The sequence below is a fragment of the Pseudoalteromonas shioyasakiensis genome (assembly GCF_024518675.1).
Classification (GTDB): domain Bacteria; phylum Pseudomonadota; class Gammaproteobacteria; order Enterobacterales; family Alteromonadaceae; genus Pseudoalteromonas; species Pseudoalteromonas shioyasakiensis_B.
In genome coordinates this window covers 1,200,346-1,225,711 of sequence record NZ_JANIGL010000001.1, presented here as the reverse complement: position 1 = coordinate 1,225,711, position 25,366 = coordinate 1,200,346, and the positions used below count along the sequence as shown (strand labels likewise).

16 protein-coding genes and 5 tRNA genes are annotated in these 25,366 nt (G+C 40.8%); 18 read left to right on the top strand and 3 right to left on the bottom strand.

The features are described from left to right. The first annotated feature begins 128 nt into the window (after positions 1-128). The 8 genes from prfB (at position 129) to NQT69_RS05325 (ending at position 4,077) form a co-directional block, all read left to right on the top strand. Positions 129-1,227 (top strand): peptide chain release factor 2 gene (prfB, locus tag NQT69_RS05360; RefSeq protein ID WP_099294852.1). Its coding sequence is split into 2 segments (ribosomal slippage): positions 129-203 and positions 205-1,227, totalling 1,098 coding nucleotides; the frame shifts between segments, so codons are not numbered across the junction. 26 nt (positions 1,228-1,253) lie between these two features. Next, on the top strand, positions 1,254-2,789 hold the full coding sequence (lysS, locus tag NQT69_RS05355) for a lysine--tRNA ligase (protein WP_256826636.1): 1,536 nt from the start codon (positions 1,254-1,256) through the stop codon (positions 2,787-2,789). A gap of 289 nt (positions 2,790-3,078) precedes the next feature. Beyond that, positions 3,079-3,267, top strand: a complete 189-nt coding sequence (locus NQT69_RS05350) for a hypothetical protein (protein WP_256826635.1) — start codon at positions 3,079-3,081, stop codon at positions 3,265-3,267. Positions 3,268-3,396: 129 nt separating this feature from the next. Further along, positions 3,397-3,489, top strand: a tRNA-Ser gene (locus NQT69_RS05345). 37 nt (positions 3,490-3,526) lie between these two features. Then, a tRNA-Arg gene (locus tag NQT69_RS05340) sits at positions 3,527-3,603 on the top strand. Between the two features lie 45 nt (positions 3,604-3,648). Then, positions 3,649-3,725, top strand: a tRNA-Arg gene (locus NQT69_RS05335). Positions 3,726-3,814: 89 nt separating this feature from the next. Then, positions 3,815-3,891, top strand: a tRNA-Arg gene (locus NQT69_RS05330). 109 nt (positions 3,892-4,000) lie between these two features. After that, positions 4,001-4,077, top strand: a tRNA-Arg gene (locus NQT69_RS05325). A 253-nt stretch (positions 4,078-4,330) separates the two neighbouring features. Here NQT69_RS05325 and NQT69_RS05320 read toward each other — a convergent pair. After that, positions 4,331-6,346, bottom strand: a complete 2,016-nt coding sequence (locus tag NQT69_RS05320; protein ID WP_256826634.1) for a TonB-dependent receptor — start codon at positions 6,344-6,346, stop codon at positions 4,331-4,333. Positions 6,347-6,515: 169 nt separating this feature from the next. Here NQT69_RS05320 and NQT69_RS05315 point away from each other — a divergent pair, with 169 nt between their 5' ends. From NQT69_RS05315 to NQT69_RS05280, 8 genes are all read left to right on the top strand, one after another. Then, positions 6,516-7,847, top strand: a complete 1,332-nt coding sequence (locus NQT69_RS05315) for a hypothetical protein (protein ID WP_256826633.1) — start codon at positions 6,516-6,518, stop codon at positions 7,845-7,847. 9 nt (positions 7,848-7,856) lie between these two features. Beyond that, positions 7,857-9,233, top strand: a complete 1,377-nt coding sequence (locus NQT69_RS05310) for an NlpC/P60 family protein (protein ID WP_256826632.1) — start codon at positions 7,857-7,859, stop codon at positions 9,231-9,233. A gap of 8 nt (positions 9,234-9,241) precedes the next feature. Then, positions 9,242-10,354 carry a dipeptide epimerase gene (locus NQT69_RS05305; protein ID WP_256826631.1) on the top strand — a complete coding sequence of 371 codons (1,113 nt, stop codon included), beginning with the start codon at positions 9,242-9,244 and terminating at the stop codon, positions 10,352-10,354. Further along, positions 10,351-11,115, top strand: a complete 765-nt coding sequence (locus tag NQT69_RS05300) for a L,D-transpeptidase family protein (RefSeq protein WP_256826630.1) — start codon at positions 10,351-10,353, stop codon at positions 11,113-11,115. The genes NQT69_RS05305 and NQT69_RS05300 overlap by 4 nt, the downstream gene beginning before the upstream one ends. Before the next feature lie 105 nt (positions 11,116-11,220). Beyond that, complete coding sequence (locus NQT69_RS05295; RefSeq protein WP_256826629.1) at positions 11,221-12,792, top strand: sodium:solute symporter; 1,572 nt, start codon at positions 11,221-11,223, stop codon at positions 12,790-12,792. Continuing rightward, positions 12,785-13,681 carry a BadF/BadG/BcrA/BcrD ATPase family protein gene (locus tag NQT69_RS05290; RefSeq protein WP_256826628.1) on the top strand — a complete coding sequence of 299 codons (897 nt, stop codon included), beginning with the start codon at positions 12,785-12,787 and terminating at the stop codon, positions 13,679-13,681. Before NQT69_RS05295 ends, NQT69_RS05290 begins: the two co-directional genes overlap by 8 nt. Positions 13,682-13,684: 3 nt before the next feature. Beyond that, positions 13,685-14,620 carry an N-acetylmuramic acid 6-phosphate etherase gene (gene murQ / locus NQT69_RS05285; protein WP_256826627.1) on the top strand — a complete coding sequence of 312 codons (936 nt, stop codon included), beginning with the start codon at positions 13,685-13,687 and terminating at the stop codon, positions 14,618-14,620. A gap of 72 nt (positions 14,621-14,692) precedes the next feature. Next, on the top strand, positions 14,693-15,802 hold the full coding sequence (locus tag NQT69_RS05280; protein WP_256826745.1) for an exo-beta-N-acetylmuramidase NamZ family protein: 1,110 nt from the start codon (positions 14,693-14,695) through the stop codon (positions 15,800-15,802). Positions 15,803-16,508: 706 nt separating this feature from the next. Here the strand turns inward: NQT69_RS05280 and NQT69_RS05275 are convergent. Then, positions 16,509-19,532 carry a TonB-dependent receptor gene (locus NQT69_RS05275; RefSeq protein WP_256826626.1) on the bottom strand — a complete coding sequence of 1,008 codons (3,024 nt, stop codon included), beginning with the start codon at positions 19,530-19,532 and terminating at the stop codon, positions 16,509-16,511. A 467-nt stretch (positions 19,533-19,999) separates the two neighbouring features. Continuing rightward, positions 20,000-20,845 (bottom strand): MurR/RpiR family transcriptional regulator, encoded by an 846-nt coding sequence (locus tag NQT69_RS05270; RefSeq protein ID WP_256826625.1) that lies wholly within the window; start codon positions 20,843-20,845, stop codon positions 20,000-20,002. Positions 20,846-21,246: 401 nt separating this feature from the next. Between NQT69_RS05270 and pbp4b the strand changes: the two genes are divergently transcribed. Together pbp4b and NQT69_RS05260 are read left to right on the top strand one after the other, a co-directional pair. Then, positions 21,247-23,691: a penicillin binding protein PBP4B gene (pbp4b, locus tag NQT69_RS05265; RefSeq protein ID WP_256826624.1), complete on the top strand. Its 2,445-nt coding sequence runs from the start codon at positions 21,247-21,249 to the stop codon at positions 23,689-23,691. Positions 23,692-23,813: 122 nt separating this feature from the next. After that, on the top strand, positions 23,814-25,190 hold the full coding sequence (locus tag NQT69_RS05260) for a Na+/H+ antiporter NhaC family protein (RefSeq protein WP_256826623.1): 1,377 nt from the start codon (positions 23,814-23,816) through the stop codon (positions 25,188-25,190). The last annotated feature ends 176 nt before the right edge of the window (positions 25,191-25,366 follow it).

The following is a 25,366-nucleotide window of genomic DNA, read 5'->3' as shown; positions in this document are numbered from 1 at the left end:
ATATCGCCTTAGTGCGTATAAAAAACTAATAAAACGCGCGGTTTTTTGTTAAAATCGGGCGTTTTTATTATTTAAAGAAATTTATAGGGCAATTTGCCGTGTAAATTAGCCATTTTGGAGTAACGTAGATGTTTGAAGTGAATCCTGTGATTAATCAAATCAAGGAAATTCGCGAACGTACTGAGCTGCTTCGGGGGTACCTTTGACTACGCTCATAAACAAGAGCGCTTAGAAGAAGTTAACGCCGAACTAGAAGACTCAGCGGTATGGAATGAGCCAGAACGTGCACAAGCACTGGGCCGTGAAAAATCAGCTCTTGAGGCCGTCGTTGAAACGATTGATAACCTAGTTGCTGGTGCAGATGATGTTGAAGGTTTACTTGAACTTGCTATAGAAGCAGAAGACGAAGAGACTTTTAACGAGGCGCAAAGCGAGCTGGATGACTTAAATGAGCAGCTTGAAGGTTTAGAGTTCCGTCGTATGTTCTCAGGCGCACACGATTCAAACGATGCTTACTTGGATTTACAGTCAGGCTCAGGCGGCACCGAAGCGCAAGACTGGTGTAACATGCTATTACGTATGTATTTACGCTGGGGTGAAGCAAAAGGCTTTAAAGTTGAGCTAGTAGAAGCAACTGACGGTGATGTGGCCGGTATTAAAGGTGCAACCGTGCGCTTTGTTGGCGAATACGCTTATGGTTGGTTGCGCACAGAAACTGGCGTGCATCGCTTAGTACGTAAAAGCCCATTTGATTCAAGTGGTCGTCGTCACACATCTTTCGCTTCAGCATTCGTATATCCAGAGATAGACGATAATATTGAAATTGATATTAACCCGTCTGATTTACGAATTGACGTATACCGTGCATCAGGCGCAGGTGGTCAGCACGTAAATACCACTGAATCGGCGGTACGTATTACCCACGTGCCAACAAATACGGTTGTGCAGTGTCAAAATGAGCGCTCACAGCATAAAAATAAAGCGCAAGCGATGAAGCAGTTAAAAGCCAAGTTGTTTGAGCTTGAACTGCAACAGCAAAATGCTGAAAAACAAAGCCAAGAAGATGCCAAATCTGATATAGGTTGGGGAAGTCAAATTCGTTCATACGTACTTGATGATGCCCGTATTAAAGACTTGCGCACTGGCGTAGAAAACCGTAATACCCAATCGGTACTTGACGGAAACCTAGATAAATTTATTGAAGCCAGCCTAAAATCTGGCCTATAACCACCAAGCTAAAAAAGAGCTAAAAAATGACTGATCAAATCCAAGACGAAAATAAGTTAATCGCTGAGCGTCGTGGCAAATTAGACGCTATTCGCGAAAATTGCCCAGCCAACGGTCATCCAAACCAATTCCGTCGTGAGCATTACACGGCAGATTTGCAGGCTGAGTTTGGTGATAAATCGAAAGAAGAATTAGTAGAGCTTCAGCACGTTGTATCAATTGCTGGGCGTATTCTAGCTAAGCGTGGTCCTTTCCTTGCTATTCAAGATATGAAAGGCCGTGTACAAGCCTATGCATCTAAAGATGTACAAAAAGACCTGAAAGAAAAATACGGCCAATTAGATATCGGTGACATCATCGGTGTGAAAGGTGCGTTGAATAAATCAGGTAAAGGCGATTTATATGTAGAAATGACAGAATATGAACTACTGACTAAGTCATTACGTCCATTACCTGAAAAGTTCCACGGTCTATCGGATCAAGAAACCAAGTATCGTCAGCGTTATGTTGATTTAATCACTAATGAAGCGACCCGTGAAACGTTCCGCATTCGTTCACAAGTGGTTGAAGGTATCCGTCGTTTCTTAGCCGAGCGTGATTTTATGGAAGTAGAAACACCAATGCTACAGGTTATACCTGGCGGTGCGACTGCGCGTCCATTTGTAACTCACCACAACGCACTTGATATCGATATGTACTTACGTATTGCACCTGAGCTTTACTTAAAGCGCTTAGTGGTAGGTGGTTTTGACCGCGTATTTGAAATTAACCGTAACTTCCGTAACGAAGGGTTATCAACGCGCCACAATCCTGAATTCACTATGATTGAATTCTACCAAGCGTACGCTGATTACATTGATTTAATGAATATCACCGAAGACATGTTACGTACAGTGGCAACAAACGTACTTGGCAGCCCAATTGTTGTTAATACAACGAAAGATGAAAACGGTGAAGTGATTGACTCAGTAGAGTACGACTTTGGTCAACCGTTTACTCGTTTAAGCATGGCAGATGCTATTTTAAAGTATAACCCTGAGTTTGATGCTGCGGTATTTAACGACCCAGAAAATCACTTTGAAGAATTAAAAGCGTACGCTAAACAAGTACATGTTAAAATTCCTGAAAACTGTGTTTGGGGTCCTGGTAAATTCCTGTGTGAAATATTTGAAGAAACGGCTGAGCACATGCTCATCCAACCTACATTTATCACAGGTTACCCGTGGGAAGTATCTCCTCTTGCTCGTCGTAACGATGAAAACCCATTTGTTACTGATCGTTTTGAGTTCTTTGTTGGCGGGCGTGAGCTTGCAAATGGCTTTTCTGAGCTTAACGATGCGCAAGACCAAGCAGAGCGTTTCACGCGTCAAGTTGAAGAGAAAGACGCCGGTGATGATGAAGCAATGCATTACGACGAAGATTACATTCGCGCACTTGAGTATGGTTTACCACCAACGGCAGGTGAGGGGATTGGTATTGACCGTTTAGTTATGCTGTTTACCGATTCATCAACAATCAAAGATGTTATCTTGTTCCCGCATATGCGTCCGCAAGCTGACTGATACTATTGTTGTGAATAAAAACGCCGCTTTATTGCGGCGTTTTTGTGTGCGATATCTCTGCAAAACCGGTAAGTGATTTCGCAGAATAATCCATAAAATAGTCAAAAAGTAACATCAGAGTGTTTTAACTTACTGATAGCTATAAATAAGGGAGTGATAAAGTCAGCATTCAATAAAATATGCGAAATTTTAAATTTTGACTACAATTTTCAATCTGAATACAGTTAAAAGTATGTGTTATATTTGAAAAAACAAACCTAAAGTATTTCGTATATAAATGGATTTAGATATGAAGAATAAGAAACAATCCCAGTTACATCCCGCTGATGACCTTACAGATGAACAAAAGCGGCAAGATTATTACCGTAGCTGTATTGCTGAGTTTCAACAGCTCGGTTATCAAGATCAGTATTTAGAGCAACTAGGTGATGAGCTCGTGCCTTTGCTGGGGGTTGATACAGACCTTAAAGAAACTTAAACTGCTTAATCTTCACGCTTAAAATGCACTTTTTTTACACTAATGTGTATTCTCTAACCGAACAGCCACTTTTAACAAGAAAAGTGTTTGACATATTTTCTGAAATCTTTATTATACGCCCCACAAGACGGAGAGGTGGCCGAGTGGCCGAAGGCGCTCCCCTGCTAAGGGAGTATAGGGTTTGTAGCTCTATCGAGGGTTCGAATCCCTCCTTCTCCGCCATTTATTTTTATAAATGGTATCTTGTAATGTAAAGAATGGGCGCATAGCTCAGCTGGATAGAGTACCTGGCTACGAACCAGGCGGTCGGAGGTTCGAATCCTCCTGCGCCCACCACTCTTTACAAACTCTGCTTAGAGTATAACTAAGAAATCAAAAAGTGGGCGCATAGCTCAGCTGGATAGAGTACCTGGCTACGAACCAGGCGGTCGGAGGTTCGAATCCTCCTGCGCCCACCACTTTTGACTCTTATTTAGAGTATAAATAAGTAAAGCTAGTTATAGCAGACTAGTTTGTCAGACAAGACCTTAAAATCGAAATAGAATGTGGGCGCATAGCTCAGCTGGATAGAGTACCTGGCTACGAACCAGGCGGTCGGAGGTTCGAATCCTCCTGCGCCCACCACTTTCTATTACTATTTAAGCTAATAGAAAACAACCGACACAAGTCGGTTTTTTTATGCCTTAAATAAGTGTAAAAGTCAGATAAGACCTTAAAATCAAAAATAGAATGTGGGCGCATAGCTCAGCTGGATAGAGTACCTGGCTACGAACCAGGCGGTCGGAGGTTCGAATCCTCCTGCGCCCACCACTTTCTATATGATATAAGGTAGTTATAGAAAGAAGTAACCGACACAAGTCGGTTTTTTTATGCCTGAAATTTGCTGTAGACTCGGGTTTATCCCGCGCTTTTTAAAGTTGAAGCCACCAACCGAGCGGTCAGAGGTTCACTCTTTGAAGATACGTCCTGCGCCCACCACTTTCTATTACTATTTAAGTTAATAGAAACAAACCGACACAAGTCGGTTTTTTTATGCCTGAAATTTATGGTTTTTGTGGTTGCTTTAGAATAAGAAACTTAGGTTCAGTCTAATGGTACGTGGCTCAATAGGGTGAAAGTGATTATCTTCAATGCCTTCACTTGGTTCACCTGCTAAACGAGAGGCATAATAATAATCAATGTCATGATCTGTGCTATCAAACATGTTTAATAGCTCTAAGCCAACCTTCCAATGGGTTTGCTGATAGCTTACTAGGCCATTTACGACTGTTAGTGGCTCAGAGCGCTTACTGCCATCATCATTTAGCATACGTTTACCAATGTAGCGAACACGAATAGAGCTTTGCCACTGCTCACTTAAGTGCCAGTTTATTCCGCTACTGGCCACGACTGGGACGGCTCCCTCAACACGATCATTATTGCCGCTGATATCTAACCTTGAATGGGTGAAGGAGGCTTCTGCATCAATACTCAGTGTTTCGTTTAACCAATAATATGCACTTAGCTCAATACCATAGCGTTTAGAGGCATCACTTGCTTCGGTGTTGCCTGCATCTCCTACAAATAATAATTCAGAATCTAAGCTCAACCACCATAATGCCGCCGAAAGGTTAAAGTGTTTCTCGTCAAAGTAACGAACACCCAGTTCACCGCCTTCACTTTTTACCAGTAAGTCGACCTTATCGGTTGGCTCTAAGTTTACTGGATCCTGATTGATAGTTGCGCCGCGAGCATCGTTCGAATGAAACCCTTGCCCCCAATTTAAGTAGCCTGCTACATTATCTGTAAATAAATAGTTTAGGCTTGCTTTTAAGCTGACTAAGTCGTCATCTGCATCACCAGAATTAAAAGTATTATCGCTATTTACCTGGGCGTCAAAGTAGTCATAGCGTACACCTACTGTGGCCTCTAAACGCTCTGTTAAACTAAACATACTTTGCCAATAGGCTGAGTAGCTCGTTTCGCTTATATCATCTTCTCTAACGGTTGATAGTCGCTCTCTTGCTTGAGTATTATATAAACCCACCTTATCGATATTATCATTACGAAGGTCCACACCAACCGTGTGAGCAACAGGTATTTGACTGATTTGTTGAGCAAACTGATAACTCACTGCGGCGCCAGAAATAGTGCGACTATCACGTTGCTTGAACTGATCACCATTCAATGGATCATTTAAAAAATATGAAAAGTTTGAATATAAGCTGAGATCATAATCAATTATATATGCATTAGCTGAGAGGTTTTGACCTTGCCAGTTAGTGGATAAACTATAGCGGCTTGAGCTGCCACCCAGTGTTTTATCGAGTGAGCCCAGTTCTGAGATAATGCCTTGATCAACAGCACGCTGGGGGATTTGATCTGCGGAGTTCCATTGATTGTCATACGCCATTGCAGTGATTGATAAACTTCCATTTGCAAGGTTGCCCGCGTAGCGAAGTAGGGCGTTTTTCTTATTTACATCTTCATCTATATCTTGCCAAGGGCCATCATAACCTTGCCATTCGGCTGCTGCTATTAAGTTGCCGTTGCCTACATTTGTATGGCCAAGAGCGACTGCTCTGAGATAATTATTTTCACCTAGTGTAAAGTCGAGTTGCTGGTGTTTGGGGTTATCGGCTAAATTAAAGTACGCACTTCCTGCTGCAGAAAAATCCCCTTGAGATGCAGCATAACTGCCTTTTTTATAGCTTACCGTTGCGATAGTTTCTGGAATGATAAAGTTTAAATCAGTATAGCCTTGACCATGTCCATGGCTGCGCATATTAATTGGCATGCCATCAATATGAGTGGCAAAATCAGTACCATGGTCTAAATTAAAGCCACGTATGAAATACTGATTGGCCTTTCCTGAACCACTGTGCTGTGTGACTGCCATACCGGGTATAAGCTCAAGCATTTCAGTACTACGTAGCATGGGTCTATCTTCAATTTCACCTTGGCCAATTATCCCACTTGATGCGCTTATAGATTCTCCGATAAGCCCTGTACGGTGGCCATACACTGTTATTTTCTCAATATTTGCTAGTGCATGCTGGTGGCAAAAAATACAGCTAGTGAGTAAAAGTAGTTTATTCATTTTGACAATCCTTATATGAACCTACTTCATAAACGATCACCTAAGTAATTTGGATGCAAGAAATGCCAAATAGTTAAAATCAGCCAAGTGGATGAATTTGCTTCCCTGTGAATTTGTGTTAAATTTAATAAAATATTCCAAAAATAACAACTAATGGGAATTTTGTCTGATGAACGGTGTTTCAGTTTTATTAGTAATTAGTCTTACTAGCTTATTGGTTGGCTGCCACTTTGGCAGTGAGCAAAGTTTAGTGGGCGATAAAAATATGACTGATCAAGACTTCTTCAATAAAGTCATGATGGCTGAGCCTTTATTGCCTAAGCAGCTTGAGCCTTTTGAGTGTGAGCCTAAAGCAGACGGAGCTAAATTTCATGAACATAAAACTGCTAATCAAGTAAATTATCAACAACGTGGTTGGCCTAACCGAATTGCAGCTGATTGGGATTATTTTTCTATACCTGCCTCGCAAGGTAAGTTGTTAATTATCGATTATAAAAAGAATGGCAACGAATTAGCTTATCGTTATTTAAGTAATGGAACGCAAACGGACTTATATGAGCCTTGGAGTTCATCCAAAGTACAGGCGTTTACAGGTGCAGTGGCTAAAGTGCGCAGTGAATCTCCACAACTAGGTACCCACATTTATGCCGGAGATACACCGCTCGCGGATTTAATTACCAGCATTAATAGCTATGAAGCATTCGGTAAAGCTGATGGGAATTCGAACGCAATTGCTAGTTATTTTATCAATGTTGCTGGTAGAGGTTACTTGACTGCTTTATTTGAAGATTGGCTAAATTTAACTGATGATAGGTTATTATTTAACGGTGCTTATGCAAGCGAAGTTTATCAACCCAGTGATGACTTTTGGCAAGATAAAATTAACTCGAAGTACCGTAAGCAAATAGATCATTATGTAAATAATCAAGATGATCCTGCTTACTTACCATATCGTTGTGATAAGTGTGGTTTAACTGGGAATAAAGCAATGACAACACTTGCGCAAGCTGAATGGTTAAAGCGCTTGGCAAGCCATGACCGTGAAGTCACTACACAAATGCCGCACTTACAGCAGGCTGATATACAGGTGCTGTTTAATGGTGTTGGTCATAGTGACGAAAACAGCAACGTTGGCGGTATGATGTTAGGTATCAGCCAGATTATTACCAATGCACTTGCGCGTTCATTAGCTCCTGATGACACTCGAACTGCAAGTGAAGTGCTTGATGAGCTTACCCAAGGACAATGGCGAGTATGGCAAAAAATAGGCTGGGGCCCAAGCGAAACTCGCTCAGCGACAGAGACCGTCATGCTTGCTCACGTGTGCTTAGCAAATTACCAAGGTGGACGAGAATTCACAATCAGTGCACAAAATGCGTTAGCGGGCGCTGATGAAGCTAATTTGCCTTTAGTTGGTAAACAAATGCAGGCTAATTTAGAGTATGCATTTACAAAATTACTGAGTGAAAGTAACACTCAACTATCATCGAATTATCCATAAGGAATGTTTATGCGTCGTTCTATAATAGCCATTTCAATTGCACTGAGTTGTGCGCTTTGTATCCCTGTTCAGGCTCAAAGTTGGCAATCTGATGTGATTGGTGTGACTCAGTCACAGCTGAGTGCACAGCATTGGCTTAACCAAAACATATCAGCCAAAGTGTTAATGCAGCCCGAGCAAATCCAAGCATTTAACCAAAAGCTTATTCGCGATAACGACTACATTGTAGACCCGCTTGATTATCAAAAAACACTTAATAAAGACGATTTAGAAGCGGCTATTTTAACAGCGAGTGCAGTGCCTAAAAGTCCGCGTTTTTATACCGATGGCCGTCAATTAACAGCAAAACACTTTGCCAAATATACTGATAATTTAAATCTAAACGCTGTAAAAAACACTAATAACGTACGTTTTGGCGTTGTCGTAAAACGCACTGCTTTACGTACTTTTCCAACCTGGGATCGGGTGTTAAATAGTGGCTTAGATAAAGACTTGGATCGTTTTCAAGAAAGCGGTATGTTTCCTGGAGAAAGTGTCGCGGTTCTTCATCAGAGTACCGATAAAAAGTGGTTATTAGTTCGTGCTTATAATTACTTAGCATGGACACCAGCTGAAGATATTGCTTTTGCTGATGCGAATACGATTCGAGAGTACAAAAACCAAGACGACTTTTTATTAGTCACTGGTGCAAAGGTAAGCACTGCGTATGTTCCTAATGGTGATTCTCGCTCAGAAGTACAGCTCGATATGGGAGTGCGCTTACCTTTAATGGCAGCAAATGAGGTGCCGCATTTATTAAATGGTCAAAATACCTATGCCAGTCATATTGTGCAATTACCTACGCGAAATAAGCAGGGTTTACTAGAGATTAAACCCGCGATGATCAGCAAAGCAGCTGATGTAAATTTGGGTTATCTACCTTACACAGAAGCTAACTTAATTAAACAAGGTTTTAAGTTTTTAGGTGAGCGCTATGGCTGGGGTCATGATTACAATGGCCGTGATTGCACTGGGTTTGTTGGTGAAATTTATAAAAGTTTTGGTTTATTAATGCCGCGTAATTCAGGGCAGCAAGGTAGCGGTGAATACGGTGAAAATAGCCGCTTTGACAAAAACAGCTCAGAGCAACAAAAGCTGGCCGTTACTAAGCAAATGAAAATTGGCGACCTAATTTATATTCCAGGCCACGTAATGATGTACTTAGGTGAGCAAGATGGTCAGCCATACGTGATCCATGATGTTAAAGGGTTAGGTTACAACAAGCCCGATGGCCGTTTTTATTCGGGATCACTTAATGGGGTATCTGTGACTCCATTACTTCCGTTACGTTTATCAGAAAAGGTGAGCTACTTAGACCGTGTTTATAATATTAAGCGTATACGTTAGGAGTCGATATGAAAATTAAAGCGATACGCTTTGCTAAACTCAAAGTGCCATTAGTGACCCCTTTTAAAACGGCATTACGAGAAGTTAGTTTTATCGAAGATTTAGTGGTGCTTATTGAGACTGATTGCGGTCAACTTGGCTACGGTAGTGCAGCCGCAACCCCTGTTATCACCGGCGATACTCATCAAGGGATGATAAGCGTTATTAATCAATTTATTGCGCCAAAATTGATTGATATGGAAATAGCAAACCTTAATCAAGTTTGTCATATTATTCAATCGACAGTGGTGGGTAACAATAGTGCAAAAGCGGCTTTAGAGCTTGCGGTGTATGATCTGTGGGGTAAGTTGTATCAAGCGCCGTTGTATAAGTTACTGGGTGGTGGTAGTAAAGCGCTCAGAACAGATATCACCATTAGTGTCGATGGGATTGATAAAATGCTTGCCGATTGCGAACTTGCAGTGCAGCAAGGTTTTGACATTTTAAAAGTAAAAATAGGCAACGACTTACAGCAAGATATTGCTCGAATTAATGCTATCTATCAGAGCTTTGGTCAACAAACACAAATCAGACTAGACGTGAACCAAGGCTGGTCAGCTAAACAAACGGTATTTGCATTACAGCAACTAGAAAGTAAAAACGTACAACTGGAGCTGGTTGAGCAACCCGTTAAAAGTGATGATTTTAAAGGGTTAAAATACATAACTGAGCGTGTAAATACGCCCATAATGGCTGACGAAAGTGCATTTTCGCCACAGCAGGTAATTCAACTGCTTGAGCATAATGCCGTTGATATTATCAATATAAAAGTTATGAAAACCGGCGGCCTTAGTCGCGCTATTGAAATTGCAAATATTACAGCACAGTATCAAGCGCAATGTATGATAGGTTGTATGCTTGAGGGGAGTATTGCTGTTGCCGGAGCCGCCCATTTAGCATCAGCAAAAGCGCAGCAAATAACTAAAATAGATCTAGATGGCCCGGCACTCGGTCAATACGACCCAGTGCAAGGTGGTGTTGAATTCAAAGGGCCTGAAATCACCCTAGGAGATGCGCCAGGGTTAGGGATTACAGATATAAATGGCTTACAACATATAACAAATGGGATCTGGCCACTATGAAAAACTATATAAAAATAACAAGCTCAGCAATAATATTAACTAGCACCTTAGGTTGTGCGCAACAACAAGTCGCAGCCACTGATACCGTTATTCCGTCGCAAACAAAGCAATTAGTTGTAGTGGTTGCTGATGACTGGCAAACCACGCAAGCTCAACTATATCGCTTTGAGCGAAACGGTAATGAGTGGCAACAAGTTGGTGACGATTATTCTGTTGTATTAGGTCGTACAGGCCTTGCTTGGGGAATAGGTTTACATCCAACACAAAGCGGTGAACAAAAGCGTGAAGGGGACGGTAAGGCACCTGCTGGCGTATTTGAGCTAGGCACAGCGTTTGGTTATTTAGATTCATTACAAACCAATATGACATATCAAGGTATGACGGCAAACGATTACTGTATTGACGTAAAAGGCTCGCCATTTTATAACCAACTCGTCGATAAGTCTGTAGTAGGTGATGCCGCCGTGAAAGGTTCATCTGAATGGATGCGTCGTGATATTTATAGCCAAGACAACTTGTATAAAAAAGGCATCGTTGTAAAACATAATAGTAAAAACATCGATGGTGCTGGCAGCTGTATTTTTATGCACTTATGGCGAGCTCAAGATAAACCAACCGCTGGTTGCACCGCCATGACTGAGCAAAATATGGATAGCTTGTTAGCATGGTTAGATAAAAATAATGCACCGCTATTGGTGAGCTTACCAAAGCAGCAGTACACGCAAAAGCAAACCGCGTGGAAGTTACCTAGTATTAAGTAGTGTTTTAAGCACTTAACTTTGGCAAATGAAATAATAAAATCATTTGCTTTTATTTTATTTAATGGAATAATATATTCCATTGGTTGGTTTTCGTTGGGATAATAAATGAGTGCACAATACACCTTGTTAGATTGGCTCGTATTTGCAAGTTACGGTGCAATTTTATTGCTAAGTGGTTGGTGGTTTAATCGCAAGCGCGCCAATTCAAGCCAAGACTTCTTTTTGGGTGGAAATAGTATGCCGACCTGGATGGTGGCGATTTCTGTGCTGGCTACATCGCAATCAGCAGCCACCTTCATTGGTGGTCCAGATCAAGGCTATCAAGGGGATCTCTCTTATTTAGCAACCAATATTGGTGCGTTCATTGCTGCATTTATTGTTTCTGTATTTTTAATTCCTAAGTTCTACCAACAAAAAGTGTACACCGTATATGAGCTGCTGGAAAAACGTATCGGCCCTAAAGCCAAACGTCGCAGCGGGTTAATGTATTTATTTGGTCGAGTATTCGCCAGTGGCGCACGTTTATACATGGCTGCGATTGCCGTAGCCATGATTTTATATGGCAATATTGAGGCACAAAGCGTCATTATTGCGACCTTGTTGTTGGCTCTAGCTGGCTTACTGTACACCGTGTTTGGTGGCATTCGAAGCGTCATTTATTCAGATGTGCTGCAAAGTGTTGTCTATGTAAGTGCCGCAATCGCGGTTATTTGGTGTTTATTGTTATTAATCCCCGCAGACTTTTCGACCATTATGGCAGCCTTAAATGAGCCCGCTCCAGGTGCTGACTCTAAACTCGCTATTTTTAAATTTGATCTCGATTTTGGCCCAAGTGGTGTGTTCAATATGGCATCAGTATTAACTGGGTTTGTGTTATTAAATATTGCTGCATTTGGCCTTGATCAAGATATGACACAACGTTTATTGACCTGTAAAAGTGAAAAAGAAGGCAGCAAAGCATTAGTGCTCTCAATCGTGATGGTTATTCCGGTAATGCTGGTGTTTATCTTTATTGGCTTATTACTTTACGTGGTTTACCAACAACCATTACTAATGAACAGTGAAAGTGGCCAAGTAGTACAAGAATTTAATGGTGAAAAAATCACTATTTTTATGTATTACGTGCTCAATGAAGCCCCAGCAGGGGTAAAAGGACTTGTGAGCGTCGGGATTATTGCTGCTGCCATATCTACACTAAATTCCGGCTTAAGTTCAATGTCTTCAGTTATCGTACAAGACTTATACCGACCTTATATAGAAGCCAAAAACAAATCAGTTGCTGATAGCCACTTTGTAAAGGCGGGACGTGTGGGAATGGCATTGGTGAGCCTTTCTTTAGCTGTTATGGCTATCCTTTGCTATTTTTGGCAGCAGTATTCAGATATGCCGCTGTTAAAGTTTGCCCTCAGTGTCATGGTGTTTTCGTATAGTGGCTTATTAGGTGTGTATTTTACTACTTTGTTTACCAAGCGTGGTAGTGAAGGTTCAGTACTAGCAGCATTGGTTATTGGCTTTTTAGTTACTTTATTCATGCAGCCATACATGATTGATTGGTTACTACCCCAAGAGCAGCGTTTTTATTTGGGTTTTACTTGGCAGCTTTGTATAGGTACTGCACTTGCGACAATCGTGTGTTGTTTAGGTAAGCCAAAATTAGGGCAATTAACGAATGAATAAAATAAATTATTTACTCGCTCTTGATGGCGGCGGTACTAAAATTAATGCACAAATCGTTCATTTAAGCAGTGGAGCTACATTTCAAGCTCGAGGTGAAGAGGCATCACTAAGTAATAATTTTCAAGCGGCACTGAGTAACATTGAAACTGTGATACACAACTTACTTGAACAAAGTGGCGCTGATTTATCTGAAGTTCTTGCTGTTATGGGGGTTGCTGGCGGTGGTTCAAAAGATCTGGCGCAGCGCTTAAGTGCAGCCCTTGAACTGGGTTGTGACATTAAATTTGCTCAATTACACATATACAGTGATGCCATAAGTTCTTTATATGGTGCCAATGAAGGCAAACCTGTTGCTATGGTTGCGCTAGGCACAGGTGCTGTTGGAGCCCGGTTAACTGCAAACGGAGATACTCAGCTAATAGGTGGCTGGGGATTTATGGCAGATGATTTTGGCGGCGGTGCCCATTTAGGTTTAACTGCAGTGCAGGCACTGCTTAACGATATAGACTGTTTTGGTGCTCCACAAAGTAAAATAACTTGTCAAATTAGTGAGCTAATTGGCACACAGCGGGCGCAACTGGGGGCGTGGTTACATGCAGCTAAAGCGATTGATTATGCGCGCTTTACTTACCTTATTTTTGCATTAAAAAATGAATGCGAAGTCGCCCAACAGTTACTCCAAAAACATGCTCTACAAGTGGAGCATTTAATTGAAAAAACACGCGCAGACAGTAGGTTACCCGTTATGTTAACAGGTGGACTTGCTGATGTTACGATAGCGCTACTAAATCAGCAAATGCAGCAATTGATTACCCCTAGGTTGGGCGACTCATTGCGAGGTGCAGTATTATTAGCACAGCAACATTTGCAATATGACCAAATAGGATAAATCATGAGTTCTGAACACGCATTTGAACAACAACGTACACTTTTAGAGGAACTAAATGGTATCGTCTCAGAAGGGCAGAACCCAGATACTCTAGATATAGACTTGCTTGACAGTACGCAAATTCTAACCAAAATAAATCAGGAAGATCAAAAGGTTGCCCAAGCAGTAAAATTGGTTATACCGAAAATAAGTCAAGCAGTTGATCATATCGTAGCAGCTTTTAAGCAAGGCGGTCGGCTTATTTATATAGGTGCTGGTACCAGTGGACGTTTAGGTATTTTAGATGCCGTAGAGTGCGCGCCCACTTATAGCGTAAATGATCAACAAGTTATGGGTATTATTGCTGGTGGCGAAACTGCATTTAAAAAAGCCGTTGAAGGCGCTGAAGATAGCCTGACTTTAGGTGTTGCAGATTTAAAAGCGATTAATTTACAAGCCAAAGATGTAGTTGTTGGTATTGCCGCTAGTGGCCGTACACCGTATGTACGTGCAGCAATTGAGTACGCAAGATCAGTAGGGTGTAAAACAGTGGGGGTTACCTGTAACCCTAATTCGTTAGTGATGCAACTTCCTGATATTGGTATTTGTCCTGTTGTTGGTGCGGAGGCCGTCACAGGCTCCACACGAATGAAGTCAGGCACAGCACAAAAACTTGTTTTAAATATGCTCAGTACCGCTAGCATGATACGCACAGGTAAGGTTTATAAAAACTTGATGGTTGATGTTAATGCCAGTAACGAAAAGCTCCATGCTCGCGCAATTCGTATTGTTATGCAGGCAACCGACTGCTCTCATCAGCAAGCCGTTGATGCATTAGCACAAGCAAAGCAAAGTGCAAAATTGGCTATTTTAATTGTACTAACCGGTAAAGATGCGGTGCAAGCAGAGCAAATGCTGACACAAGCTGATGGATTTTTACGTAAAGCTGTGGAGCTGTAAATGTTGTTAAGAGTGTTCGTTTTACTCGCCAGTTTCTTACTTTTAGCCTGTGGCCACTCGCCTGGAGCCAAAATGCCCTTGCAGAGCCCACAATTAACAGTAGCGGCTGCGCAGCTTGAACAATACCTGCCTGCGTTAAAAGGTCAGCGAGTAGGTTTAGTGGTTAATCAAACATCTCAAGTTGATGGCACTCACCTTGTTGATTTACTGCGTGCTAACGGCGTAAACATAGTCAAAATTTTTGCCCCTGAGCATGGTTTTCGTGGTGATCATGATGCTGGTGCCCATGTTAAAAGTACCGTAGATAAAAAAACGGGCATTGATGTTATCTCTATTTACGGAAGTAATAAAAAGCCCAATGCTAAAGTATTACGCGAATTAGATGTCATCATTTTTGACATTCAAGATGTGGGTGTGCGCTTTTATACCTATATCAGCTCGATGCATTATATGATGGAAGCCGCGGCGCAAAACAACGTAAAGTTTATGGTGTTTGATAGACCAAACCCAAACATTGCTTATGTTGATGGGCCAATTTTAGAGCCTGAATTTCGCTCATTCGTGGGGATGCACCCCATTCCGGTGTTACATGGTATGACCGTGGGGGAATTAGCAAAAATGATCAAAGGTGAGAGTTGGATAGATAGCGCTAATGAACTTGATTTGAGTGTATTCCCAGTTGCCAATTATACTCGCAATACCCCATACCAAGTGCCCGTAAAGCCAAGCCCTAACTTACCTAATGCACAATCAATTACCTTGTATCCGTCATTATGTTTTTTTGAAGCAACACCAATTACTATTGGTCGTGGTACTGATTTTCCATTTCAGGTGGTTGGTTATTCGCCCGTAGCTCTAGGTGAGTTTAGCTTCACACCTCGTGCGATTAAAGGCGCGTCTATGAGCCCTAAATTTAAAGATGTGAAGGTGCAAGGCATTGATTTACGTGACAGTACGATTAAGGGACTCGATTTAAGTTTATTTATTAGTGCTTATAAAAAACTCAACGCTAATGATCTGGTGTTTTTCGAACGTGCAAGTTTTATGGATAAGCTCGCAGGCACCGACAAACTGCGCTTAGCCATCAAAGCAGGGCAATCCCAGCAGCAAATAAAGCAAAGCTGGCAGCAGGGGTTAGAGCGTTTTAAGCAACAGCGAAAGCCGTATTTGCTGTATCAGTAAGAGTATAAAGCAGTACATTATTAACTTGATAAACGCAGCCTAGACTGCGTTTTTTATTGCGCTTAAAAAAGGCTAACGGTATGGTGTAGCCAAACTTAACGGTATAAAAAACCAGAAATGATTGTGGCCCTATCAGCTTTACTTATCAGTGTAGTTACAACAATCATAGCGGATTTACTCAACCATGATTGACCGCTCGTACGCAAGGGCATCCGTCTGGCCTAGGGTTGAACTATACCGAAGCTTTTCGGTGGAGCCAGAACAAGAAAGCTTTAGTTATGGCTTAATAATAAATAATGGTACTGGTCCCGCAATAATAAAATATGCCAAAGTTACCTATAATAATGAACACTGTTAAAAAGTGGTCTGACTTTTTAGATAATTCGAACCTTGTTCAATCTCACATAAGCACACGGATTTTACCAAACCAAGCAAATGTAAAAGCTGCTAGGTTAAAAGATAGAGATTACTTAAGTGAGTACTTGAAATGGAAGGGGAAGTTTTAATTGAGCTTTGTTATTGCTCTATCTATGACCAATGCTGGGTAGTCGACAGGAACAACCAACCGAAAGAGGTTGCTCAATGTGAGATTGCTAATGATCAGCGCTTTGTGCAATAAATTCTGCGTTAAAACATGAAAAAGGCCACAAATGTGGCCTTACCCTGGATGGGTGAAGAAGCGCTAATTTAAGCGCTTGGTTGTGATTTAAAACTGGAAGTTAAAAGATAACTGCAATCTACGTGAGTTATAGTAGTTACGGGCTTCACCAAACGTTTCAGATGTCACATATGGGTTATTGTTATAACCTGTTTGACGATTGAATACGTTAAATAGGTCAGCACGGAACTGCATTTCAAAATCACCCGCAATGGTAACATCTTGAGTGTAGTTTAAATCTAGCTGCCAATGACTCGCACTACGACGGCTACCTGCAGGTTCGCCATAGCGACTTGTACCACTTGAGTAACCATAGATTGAGCCATCCCATGCTTCCCATGGTTTACCTGATTGAAATACAAAGTAAGCACCCACATTCGCTTCCCAAGGAACCGTATAGTAACCGTATACTTTTAATAGGTGAGGCTTGTCGCCAGATAAGGTGCCGTATTTGTTATCCCATGAATAGCGACCACGGCCATCCCCATAGTTTGATGAGCCAACAAACGTATTAGCATCATTGGTTGCGGTGGTATTATCTTGGTCAAAGTTACCGTAGTAATGACTCCAAACATATGATGCGTTTATATAGCTGTTTTCACCCATGTACTCAGCTTCAATACTGGCTTCCCAATATTTGGTTTCGCCACCATCAACTTCAGCAATAACGTATGAAGAACCACCAATTTCATCTCGAATTTCAGCTAAGTTATCGACATAAAGGCCTTGAGAAGCAATGTTCTCTGGTACACCTGATGCATCAACACCTGAATAATCAGTTAAGCGTGCATCATTTGGCATATCTTCCCAAAAATGATTGCCTTTACGATGACGAACATGAGCACGTAATACTAAATCAGAACCGACATATTTAGTCGTTCCTAATGTAAACTCAGTAATACGACGTGGTGTTAAGTCATCAGCAAATACTTTACCTGATGAGCCTTGGCGTGGTTCTGCGTAAAATGCATTCCCAGCTGCATCAAACTCCACTTCGATTTCAGCGCGGGTATTACGATCCCATGATGCAGCGCGTGCAAGAGAGCTAGCCTCAGGGTTGTAAATTGAGAAGTTAGCAAACACAGAGTCTTCTTCAGAGTAGGTCCAAGTTGCACCTAAACGCGGCTGAATCATATCTGTCCAATCTGTTTGGTGCATTTCGTATTTATTACCAGGCGCGAGCTCATAACCAGAAACTGTTCCTGATTTTTCACTCAAACCTTGACCATATAATGTATCTTGACTGATTAGTACACCTACATTATAAGTCCAATCGCCATATTCAATGGTATCGTTGATTTCAAAGTTAATAGTTTTTGTTTCAGATACAATGGCTGATACAGCTTCAGAGCTGTCACCAACTAAGCTCATTTGTTGTACATATGCACGATAAACAACTGGTGTAGTACTGCCTTCTTCTAAACTTTCATCAAGGCCACCTACATAAGAGACTCTACCCCACCCGTTTGATAAACGGGTAAGTATTTCTTTACCTTCCTTCCATTCAGCACCAATATGTAGGGTATGATATGTATCACCCCAGTCAAATTCATGATCTAAGTTAATTTCAAATGAATCACGGAAAAAGTCTTGATTATCGTATTGGTAATAAGCACCAACACCACCACCACCGGTCATCTGGCCATCTTCAAGGTAACCGTACTGGTTGATAAGAGTAGTAGCGCCTGCGTTGTATGCTGCAATTTGTTCTGCTGTGTAATTAGCATCACTATCTAAGGTGCTTGGTACTGAAAAATACCCCATTTGATCTAAGTTATTTAAATCTAACTGCCCTGTTAGTGAAGGGGAAACACTGAGTTCAGTATCTGGTTTAGACCCACTTTCATTTTCAAATTTACTATATTGAAATGATAATGTTGTTGCAGAACCTAAAATCCATGAACCGTCGAAAGTGAATATATCGTAATTGGTCTGCGCACCAACAGACACGCTATCTGTTTCATAAGCGCCGATAGAGCCGCCTTCAAGGGTTTCTTCTGATGAGCGTTGAGAAATGTTTAAAAGTATATCGTCCGTTGGGGCCCAAGTTAATTTACCAAAAAATTCATCTCTAATACTTTCATAATCTTTAGCCTCACCATATGCAGTATCTTTATTTTCGCGAGTTGTTTCAGGACGGTAATAAGAAGTATAGAAATATAGAGAATCTTCAATGAGTGGGCCACTTAAACTAGCAGTTAACCAGCTTTTATCAAGCTCATAGCTTTCAGAGCCCGTGGGTGTTGCAACTAATGTTTTAGGTTGGACTTTATATTCAACATTTCCGTGAAACTCATCAGTACCTGATTTTGATACTGTATTAATTGAGAATCCACCAGAGCGGTTAAAGCCAACGGCTTTTGCGCCACCCCTATCCATAGTTACAAACTCAACATCGTGAGTTGAAGGTGCTGAAGCCAAGTTACCGAACATTGGTAATGATACGTCTACACCATCAAAGCCATATGAATTATCAACCCCTGAACCACCGGCTGATGGGCCAAGAGTCGAGTTTTGTGAAAGCTCGACACCGGGTACAAGCTTTAATAAATCGCGATAGTCTTGACCTACAGGTACGCCTTCAATTGCTTTTTCTCCAAGCGAGTTACTTAATGACGAATTACCTTGGCGGAATAACTTACTACCTGTCACTGTAATTACTTCAACACTCTCTTTATTAGCACTAAGCACCACATTAGCGTTTGAGGTTTGTTCAAGTCGTACATCAACAGTCATGGTTTGTGTAATACCGTTGCTGTCTTCAAAAGTTAATTCGTATGTGCCTGGTTTTAGTTGAGGTAAGTCATAACTACCATCTTCGCGGGTCACGACTGTCCGTGCTTTTGGCATGACGTTACTGCGAGCTGTGATTGTGATACCAGCTAGAGATTGATTAGCTTGATCAGTGACTACTTTACCCTTAATGGCACCGTTTAAGTTGGCTAGTGCTGGGGCACTTGTCAGAGCTGCGGCTATAAGCGCACTTGTTATTGCAGTTTTTGGTACTCGTAGAGCGCGGTGCGTTGCTTGCGCTAAAGAGCTTATATTGAAGGTTGGTGCATGTTTTTTCATCGTTTCCCCGTCCTTATTATAAGTATGTTTATTGCTCTGAACTGTGTTGATTCCCCGAATAGAGTCATAAACTTTTATTATTTGTTGCCATTCTATTAAACATGTGTTGCCAGTATTGGTCAAGAATAATTTCTTCCTTAACTATTTTTTATTGGAAATAATATATATTAAAAGTGAGTTGGATATAATTTTTCTCAATATAGCAATATTTTTAATATAGAAATTATCTATAAAACAATGCGAATTTTATTTCTTTATTATTAAAAACAATTGGTTATTTTTATTGTGTGGTTTGCTTGTTATCATTTTTACTGATCGTGTAAGCAAGGCTTAAGTAAATGGTGATGAATAAATACTAAATTTTACCATGACAATTTTTGAAATAATTTATGCGTGGGGGAGTAGGGGACTTGAATTAACAAATAAAAAGGCTGCAAAAACAGCCTGTTTTTAAAAGGTCGTTTAAATTAATGATTTCTAAATTCACCTACGACATCATTAGAGTGCTCTAATAGTTTACGACCTTGACGACTAGACTGTGTTAAAGCAATAAATAGAATATCTATGACAAAGTCTTGTGCAGTACGCGCAAGAATAGATGATAAACGCACCGACTCTTCCTCTGCCACCGAAAATAGCTTTACATTAGCGGCATCAGCAACTGGGCTGTTGCCAAACTTAGTCACAGAAATTACATGACTATTATTGTGTTTAGCTTGTTTCACAACCTCAGCGATTTCACGGGTTACCCCTGACTCACTAATCGCAATAACTAAATCGCCCTTACCAAAGGTAGACACGTAGGATAGTTGTGCATGACCATCAGGCTCTGCAATAGCAGGCATACCTAATTTTTGTAGTTTATAAGAAAAATCTTTTGCCACTAGTGCAGAGCCACCTAAGCCACAAATTAAAATGCGTTTAGCTGATTTAAGTAAACTAACGGCTTGTTCAAAAGCTGGGGCATCATTCAAATTTTTGGTTTCAGTGAGAACCGCAAGCTTACTGCTTAATAATTTTTCGGCTATTTGTTCTAAAGAGTCGTTCAGCGTTATTTTACCATGCAGTTTTGGTTCGCTGGTTTCACCATTTAATGCATCTATTACAGCTAATTTGAATGCAGGAAAGCCTTTATAACCTAATTTTTGTGAGAACTTTACAACGCTCGATTGGCTAACACCAACTACTTTGGCAAGTTCCACAGAAGAAAGGTTACGAATTGCATTAGCTGAGTTCAATGTGAAGTCTGCCAGCTTTGCTTCACTGCTTGATAAAGACTGACGCAATGCTTTGATTTTAACAAATGTAGACATAGTACTCGCTTATTAAAGTATTTAGTGTATTTATAGCATTAAACAAAACTGTTTTGTACTTGTTTTGGGTTCAGTTGCTGCTATAAGTTTGTATGTGTAATTTTATATTTAAATTTAATATTCCATTACTTATATGTTTTTTATTGGAATAATATTTAAGAATAACTGGAATAATATAGTTTGAATTTATTAACTTGACAACCTTACTAGGCAAACCTGTAGTTATGAGGACAGGTAAAAACACTGTGTTTATAAAATATCTCACATTTATTTGTTTTTTGAAATAAAATATTTACAAGAAGTTCATCTGTGTTAGTGTTTATGTAGGAAAAGTGAGTTCAAAACTTGATAACGGTCAGTCTCACTATTTATGTTTTTGATTTTTCAGTTATGAGAGAGCTATGACGTTTTTATCTTGGTTTAAAAAACTTGGTTTAATCACTACGGCAGCCTTACTAATAAGCTGTGCTTCGTCACCTTATGAATTCACTCAATCAGCTAATTACAGCCACCGCGTTAAGTTTTTAGTGATGCATTACACAGCCATTGATTATGAAAAATCAATGCGCGTATTGGTCGAAGAAGGTGGCTTGAGTGCTCATTACTTATTACCTGAATCAAATGATCCAAGCTATCCAGAAGACGAACTTAAAATTATTCAGTTAGTGGATGAACATGATAGAGCATGGCACGCTGGACGCAGCTTTTGGCAAGGCCGAGAAGATTTAAACGATCAATCAATTGGTATTGAAATTGTAAATGTGCCCACTTGCCACTACCCAGAGGTAGCTGCGGATATACAGATGGAAAATGATGCAACTAAGCTGTGTATTTTTCCTGATTACGATGCTAAGCAAATGGAGTTGTTGATTGAATTAAGTAAAGGTATTTTAGCGCGTAATCCTGATATTGGCCCTACTCAAGTCGTTGGTCACTCAGATATTGCACCGAGCCGTAAAAACGATCCGGGCCCACGATTTCCTTGGTATCAGCTTTATAAAGCAGGTATAGGAGCGTGGTACGAAAGTGAAACGGTTGATAAATATTGGCAGAAATTTAGTTTAGTTAAACCGTCAATAGCGTTAATGCAAAAAGCATTACGTGGTTATGGTTATGACGTACAAGCAACAAATCAACTCGACTCGCAAACACTTGATACCTTAAGTGCATTTCAAATGCACTTTTTACCATGGCATGTGAGTGGTAATGCCGATGCCAGAAGTGCTGCGGTGTTGTTTGCTCTAATGGAAAAGTACTTTCCTAAAAAAGCGGCAAAATTAATGGCGCAATATCAGCAAGAGCAAACCGAAGATGTTGCCAAACCTAAGATATTGAACAACGCACAAGTCGTTGCAAAAATTCCTGACAGCAACCCAAGTAGCCGTTTATTGGTAAACAACCGCGGGACTTTCAAAGCGTACAAAGGTCGCGGCGAACTAATTATTGAAAACAATAATGCAACCAGTGCCGATATTTATATCAATGGCGAAAAAATCAATATTGCTAAGCCATTAGCTCCCCAAAAACAGTATAAATACAGCCTTTATAAGCGTACTCATAATGGCACTAATACTTTCAAGGTTGATAATGTGATGCCTGAAGGTGCACGTTTAACATTACATTTTTCCTATCCAACCCTTGCAGATAAAGCCGCAGAAAAAGTCGACTTCAAAGCGGTTGATGCACTGATCAATGAAGAGATCAGTCAAGGTTTCCCTGGCGCTGTATTAGCCGTGGTTAAAGATGGTCAGCTGATTAAGCTAAGTCACTATGGCGATGCAAAAAAATATAATGCAACGGGAGGGAAACTCGCCACCCCGCAGAAAATGCAGGCCGATACCCTGTTTGATATTGCATCAAACACAAAAATGTTTGCCACTAACTTTGCATTGATGAAGCTGGCTAGTGAAGGTCAACTTGATGTGGAAAAACCCTTATTTTATTACTTGCCAGAGTTTAGAGGTGCAGGGCGTGAACAGCGCTTGGTAAAAGATTTATTGACCCATAGTGCAGGTTACCCAGCAGTGGTGGACTTTCATCGTAAAGATAATAAATTCGGCGAGCGATTTTTCTCGCAAAATAGTCTGCGCACTAAAAATTTACTATTAACTGGCGTCCCCTTTGTGGCTGGTCGTAATGTAAGGCATCTTTATTCAGATATTGATTACATGTTACTGGGAGTACTGGTTGAGCGTATTACGGGGCAGTCACTTGATAGCTACGTAGAAGGGCAAATTTATCAACCGCTGGGCTTAACGCAGACCGTTTATAACCCATTGCAAAAAGGCTTTAACAAAAATCAAATTGCCGCTACTGAGCTGCAAGGTAATACCCGTGGTGGCCGATTAGAATTTGAAAATGTACGAACAGATGTGTTGCAAGGCCAAGTGCACGATGAAAAAGCATTTTATGCACTCGGAGGTGTTGCAGGTCATGCAGGACTGTTTAGCACAGGATACGACATGAGTATTATGATGCAGTTGCTTTTAAATGGCGGCGGCTATGGCGATAAACAATTTTTTACTGCGCAAGTGATTGAGCAATTCACTAACGCACAAGCGAGTAACGAGACTTATGGTTTAGGTTGGCGCAGAGCAGGTCATGGGGCACAAAAATGGCACTTTGGCCCATACGCTAGTCCACAAGCATATGGCCACACTGGTTGGACAGGTACAGTAACGGTTATCGACCCTGAGTATGATTTAGCAATTGTGTTATTAACAAATGCGCGTCACACGCCCATTGAAGGCAGTGACACACACTATGAGTTTGTCGGTAAAAAGTTTGAAACAGGTAAGTATGGCTCAGTGATTTCGCTTGTTTATGAAGCACTTTTAAATCATTAGTCGAATTAAGTTGAGTTTATTGCGCAACATATTAAGCTAGTGGGTTTGTTCTAACCTTCAGCCTAGTATTGAAGGTAAAATAATTATAACAGCGGCGTAGTCGCTACTTAAAAGGTTATTGTATGTCTTGGTATTCCATTTTACCGCCGTTAATCGCGATATTAATCGTTTTTTGGCGTAAAGAAGTGATTATGGCGCTGCTGGTTGCAGTTGCTTCATCAGAATTTTTATTAGCCTTACAAGGCGACGGTAATACACTGTTTAACACATTTATCAATACAATTGAGCGTGTAGTCGCGGTGGCAAGCTCCCCAGGCAATAGCCGTATTTTAATCTTTAGTATTTTAATTGGTGCTTTGCTCGCGTACATCCGTGAATCTGGTGGTGTTGCCGCCACTGTGAATATGCTGATGAATAAAGGCGTCGCTAAAAGTAAGCGCCAAGTTGGTTTTTTAACTATGTTTTCAGGGATTGCGGTATTTATTGAATCTAACTTAAGTGTACTTACTGCGGGTATTTTATCTCGTGGTTTATTCGATAAATTTAAAATGAGCCGAGCCCGTTTAGCCTACATTATTGATAGTACAAGTGCACCTGTGTGTATTTTAATATTACTTAATGGTTGGGGTGCATATGTACTTGGCTTATTGGGTAATTATGAGTTGTCGGAATCGGCTGTGTCGGTTTTATGGGGTAGTATTGGTTATAACTTCTACGCCATCATTACTTTAGTTATTGTGTTCTACACTATTTCATTTGATAAAGTACATGGTCCACTAAAAAAAGCTGAAGAACAGCTGGATCAACAACAAACTGAGCTACAAGAAGAAGTTAAAGGTACTAAAGCACGTTATATGCTAGTTCCACTTATTACCCTAATTGGTAGTATGGTGGGCTTTATGTATTGGTCGGGTAATGGTGATATTGCCAGCGGCAGTGGCTCTAAATCAGTGTTGTATGCCACTATTTTAGCCTGTGTAGTAGCTTACTTTTTAATGGTGTCATCACGCGAATTTACGCACCACAAACTCGTTGATATTGGTTTTAAAGGTATGGGCGAACTTTTGCCTTTAGTCGCTATAGTACTGCTGTCACTTACGTTAGGTGCCAGCTTAAAAGACTTAGGTACGGGTATATTTGTCGCAGGGCTAGTGGGTGATTACTTACCTATCTACTTAGTGGTACCAGTGTTGTTTGTAACCGGTGCGGTTATCTCATTCACTACGGGGACCTCGTGGGGCACGTTTGCAATTCTTATCCCAATTGGTGTGCCACTTATTCAAGCTTTAGGTTTACCACCTTCGTTAGTGATTGCGGCAATCTTAGGTGGCGGCGTATTTGGCGATCACTGTTCGCCAATATCCGACACCAGTGCGGTTTCTGCAATTGCATCAGGTTGTGACTTACTCACTCACGTTAAAACCCAAATGCCATATGCGCTATTCGCTGGTGGCTTAACATTTGTGGCTTACTTGGTTACGAGCATTATTGTGTTGTAGGAGTTGGCGAGCTTGCGAGAGTAAAGCTAGTAAGAAAGCCTGCAAATTTGCAGGCTTTTTTATTGCTGAGTAAATCTATTTCATAAAGAGAAAGGAATGAGAAGAAAATGGGCTATTTAATAATATACCTCTTCAGCGCAGCGTCTCATGACCTCTTTGTGAACGTTTAATGGTGA

Bases quoted from the DNA above. Each gene is read 5' to 3' on its own strand.
- lysS (WP_256826636.1), top strand. From the start codon at position 1,254: ATGACTGATCAAATCCAAGACGAAAATAAGTTAATCGCTGAGCGTCGT.
- NQT69_RS05350 (WP_256826635.1), top strand. From the start codon at position 3,079: ATGAAGAATAAGAAACAATCCCAGTTACATCCCGCTGATGACCTTACA.
- NQT69_RS05320 (WP_256826634.1), bottom strand. From the start codon at position 6,346: ATGAATAAACTACTTTTACTCACTAGCTGTATTTTTTGCCACCAGCAT.
- NQT69_RS05315 (WP_256826633.1), top strand. From the start codon at position 6,516: ATGAACGGTGTTTCAGTTTTATTAGTAATTAGTCTTACTAGCTTATTG.
- NQT69_RS05310 (WP_256826632.1), top strand. From the start codon at position 7,857: ATGCGTCGTTCTATAATAGCCATTTCAATTGCACTGAGTTGTGCGCTT.
- NQT69_RS05305 (WP_256826631.1), top strand. From the start codon at position 9,242: ATGAAAATTAAAGCGATACGCTTTGCTAAACTCAAAGTGCCATTAGTG.
- NQT69_RS05300 (WP_256826630.1), top strand. From the start codon at position 10,351: ATGAAAAACTATATAAAAATAACAAGCTCAGCAATAATATTAACTAGC.
- NQT69_RS05295 (WP_256826629.1), top strand. From the start codon at position 11,221: ATGAGTGCACAATACACCTTGTTAGATTGGCTCGTATTTGCAAGTTAC.
- NQT69_RS05290 (WP_256826628.1), top strand. From the start codon at position 12,785: ATGAATAAAATAAATTATTTACTCGCTCTTGATGGCGGCGGTACTAAA.
- murQ (WP_256826627.1), top strand. From the start codon at position 13,685: ATGAGTTCTGAACACGCATTTGAACAACAACGTACACTTTTAGAGGAA.
- NQT69_RS05280 (WP_256826745.1), top strand. From the start codon at position 14,693: ATGCCCTTGCAGAGCCCACAATTAACAGTAGCGGCTGCGCAGCTTGAA.
- NQT69_RS05275 (WP_256826626.1), bottom strand. From the start codon at position 19,532: ATGAAAAAACATGCACCAACCTTCAATATAAGCTCTTTAGCGCAAGCA.
- NQT69_RS05270 (WP_256826625.1), bottom strand. From the start codon at position 20,845: ATGTCTACATTTGTTAAAATCAAAGCATTGCGTCAGTCTTTATCAAGC.
- pbp4b (WP_256826624.1), top strand. From the start codon at position 21,247: ATGACGTTTTTATCTTGGTTTAAAAAACTTGGTTTAATCACTACGGCA.
- NQT69_RS05260 (WP_256826623.1), top strand. From the start codon at position 23,814: ATGTCTTGGTATTCCATTTTACCGCCGTTAATCGCGATATTAATCGTT.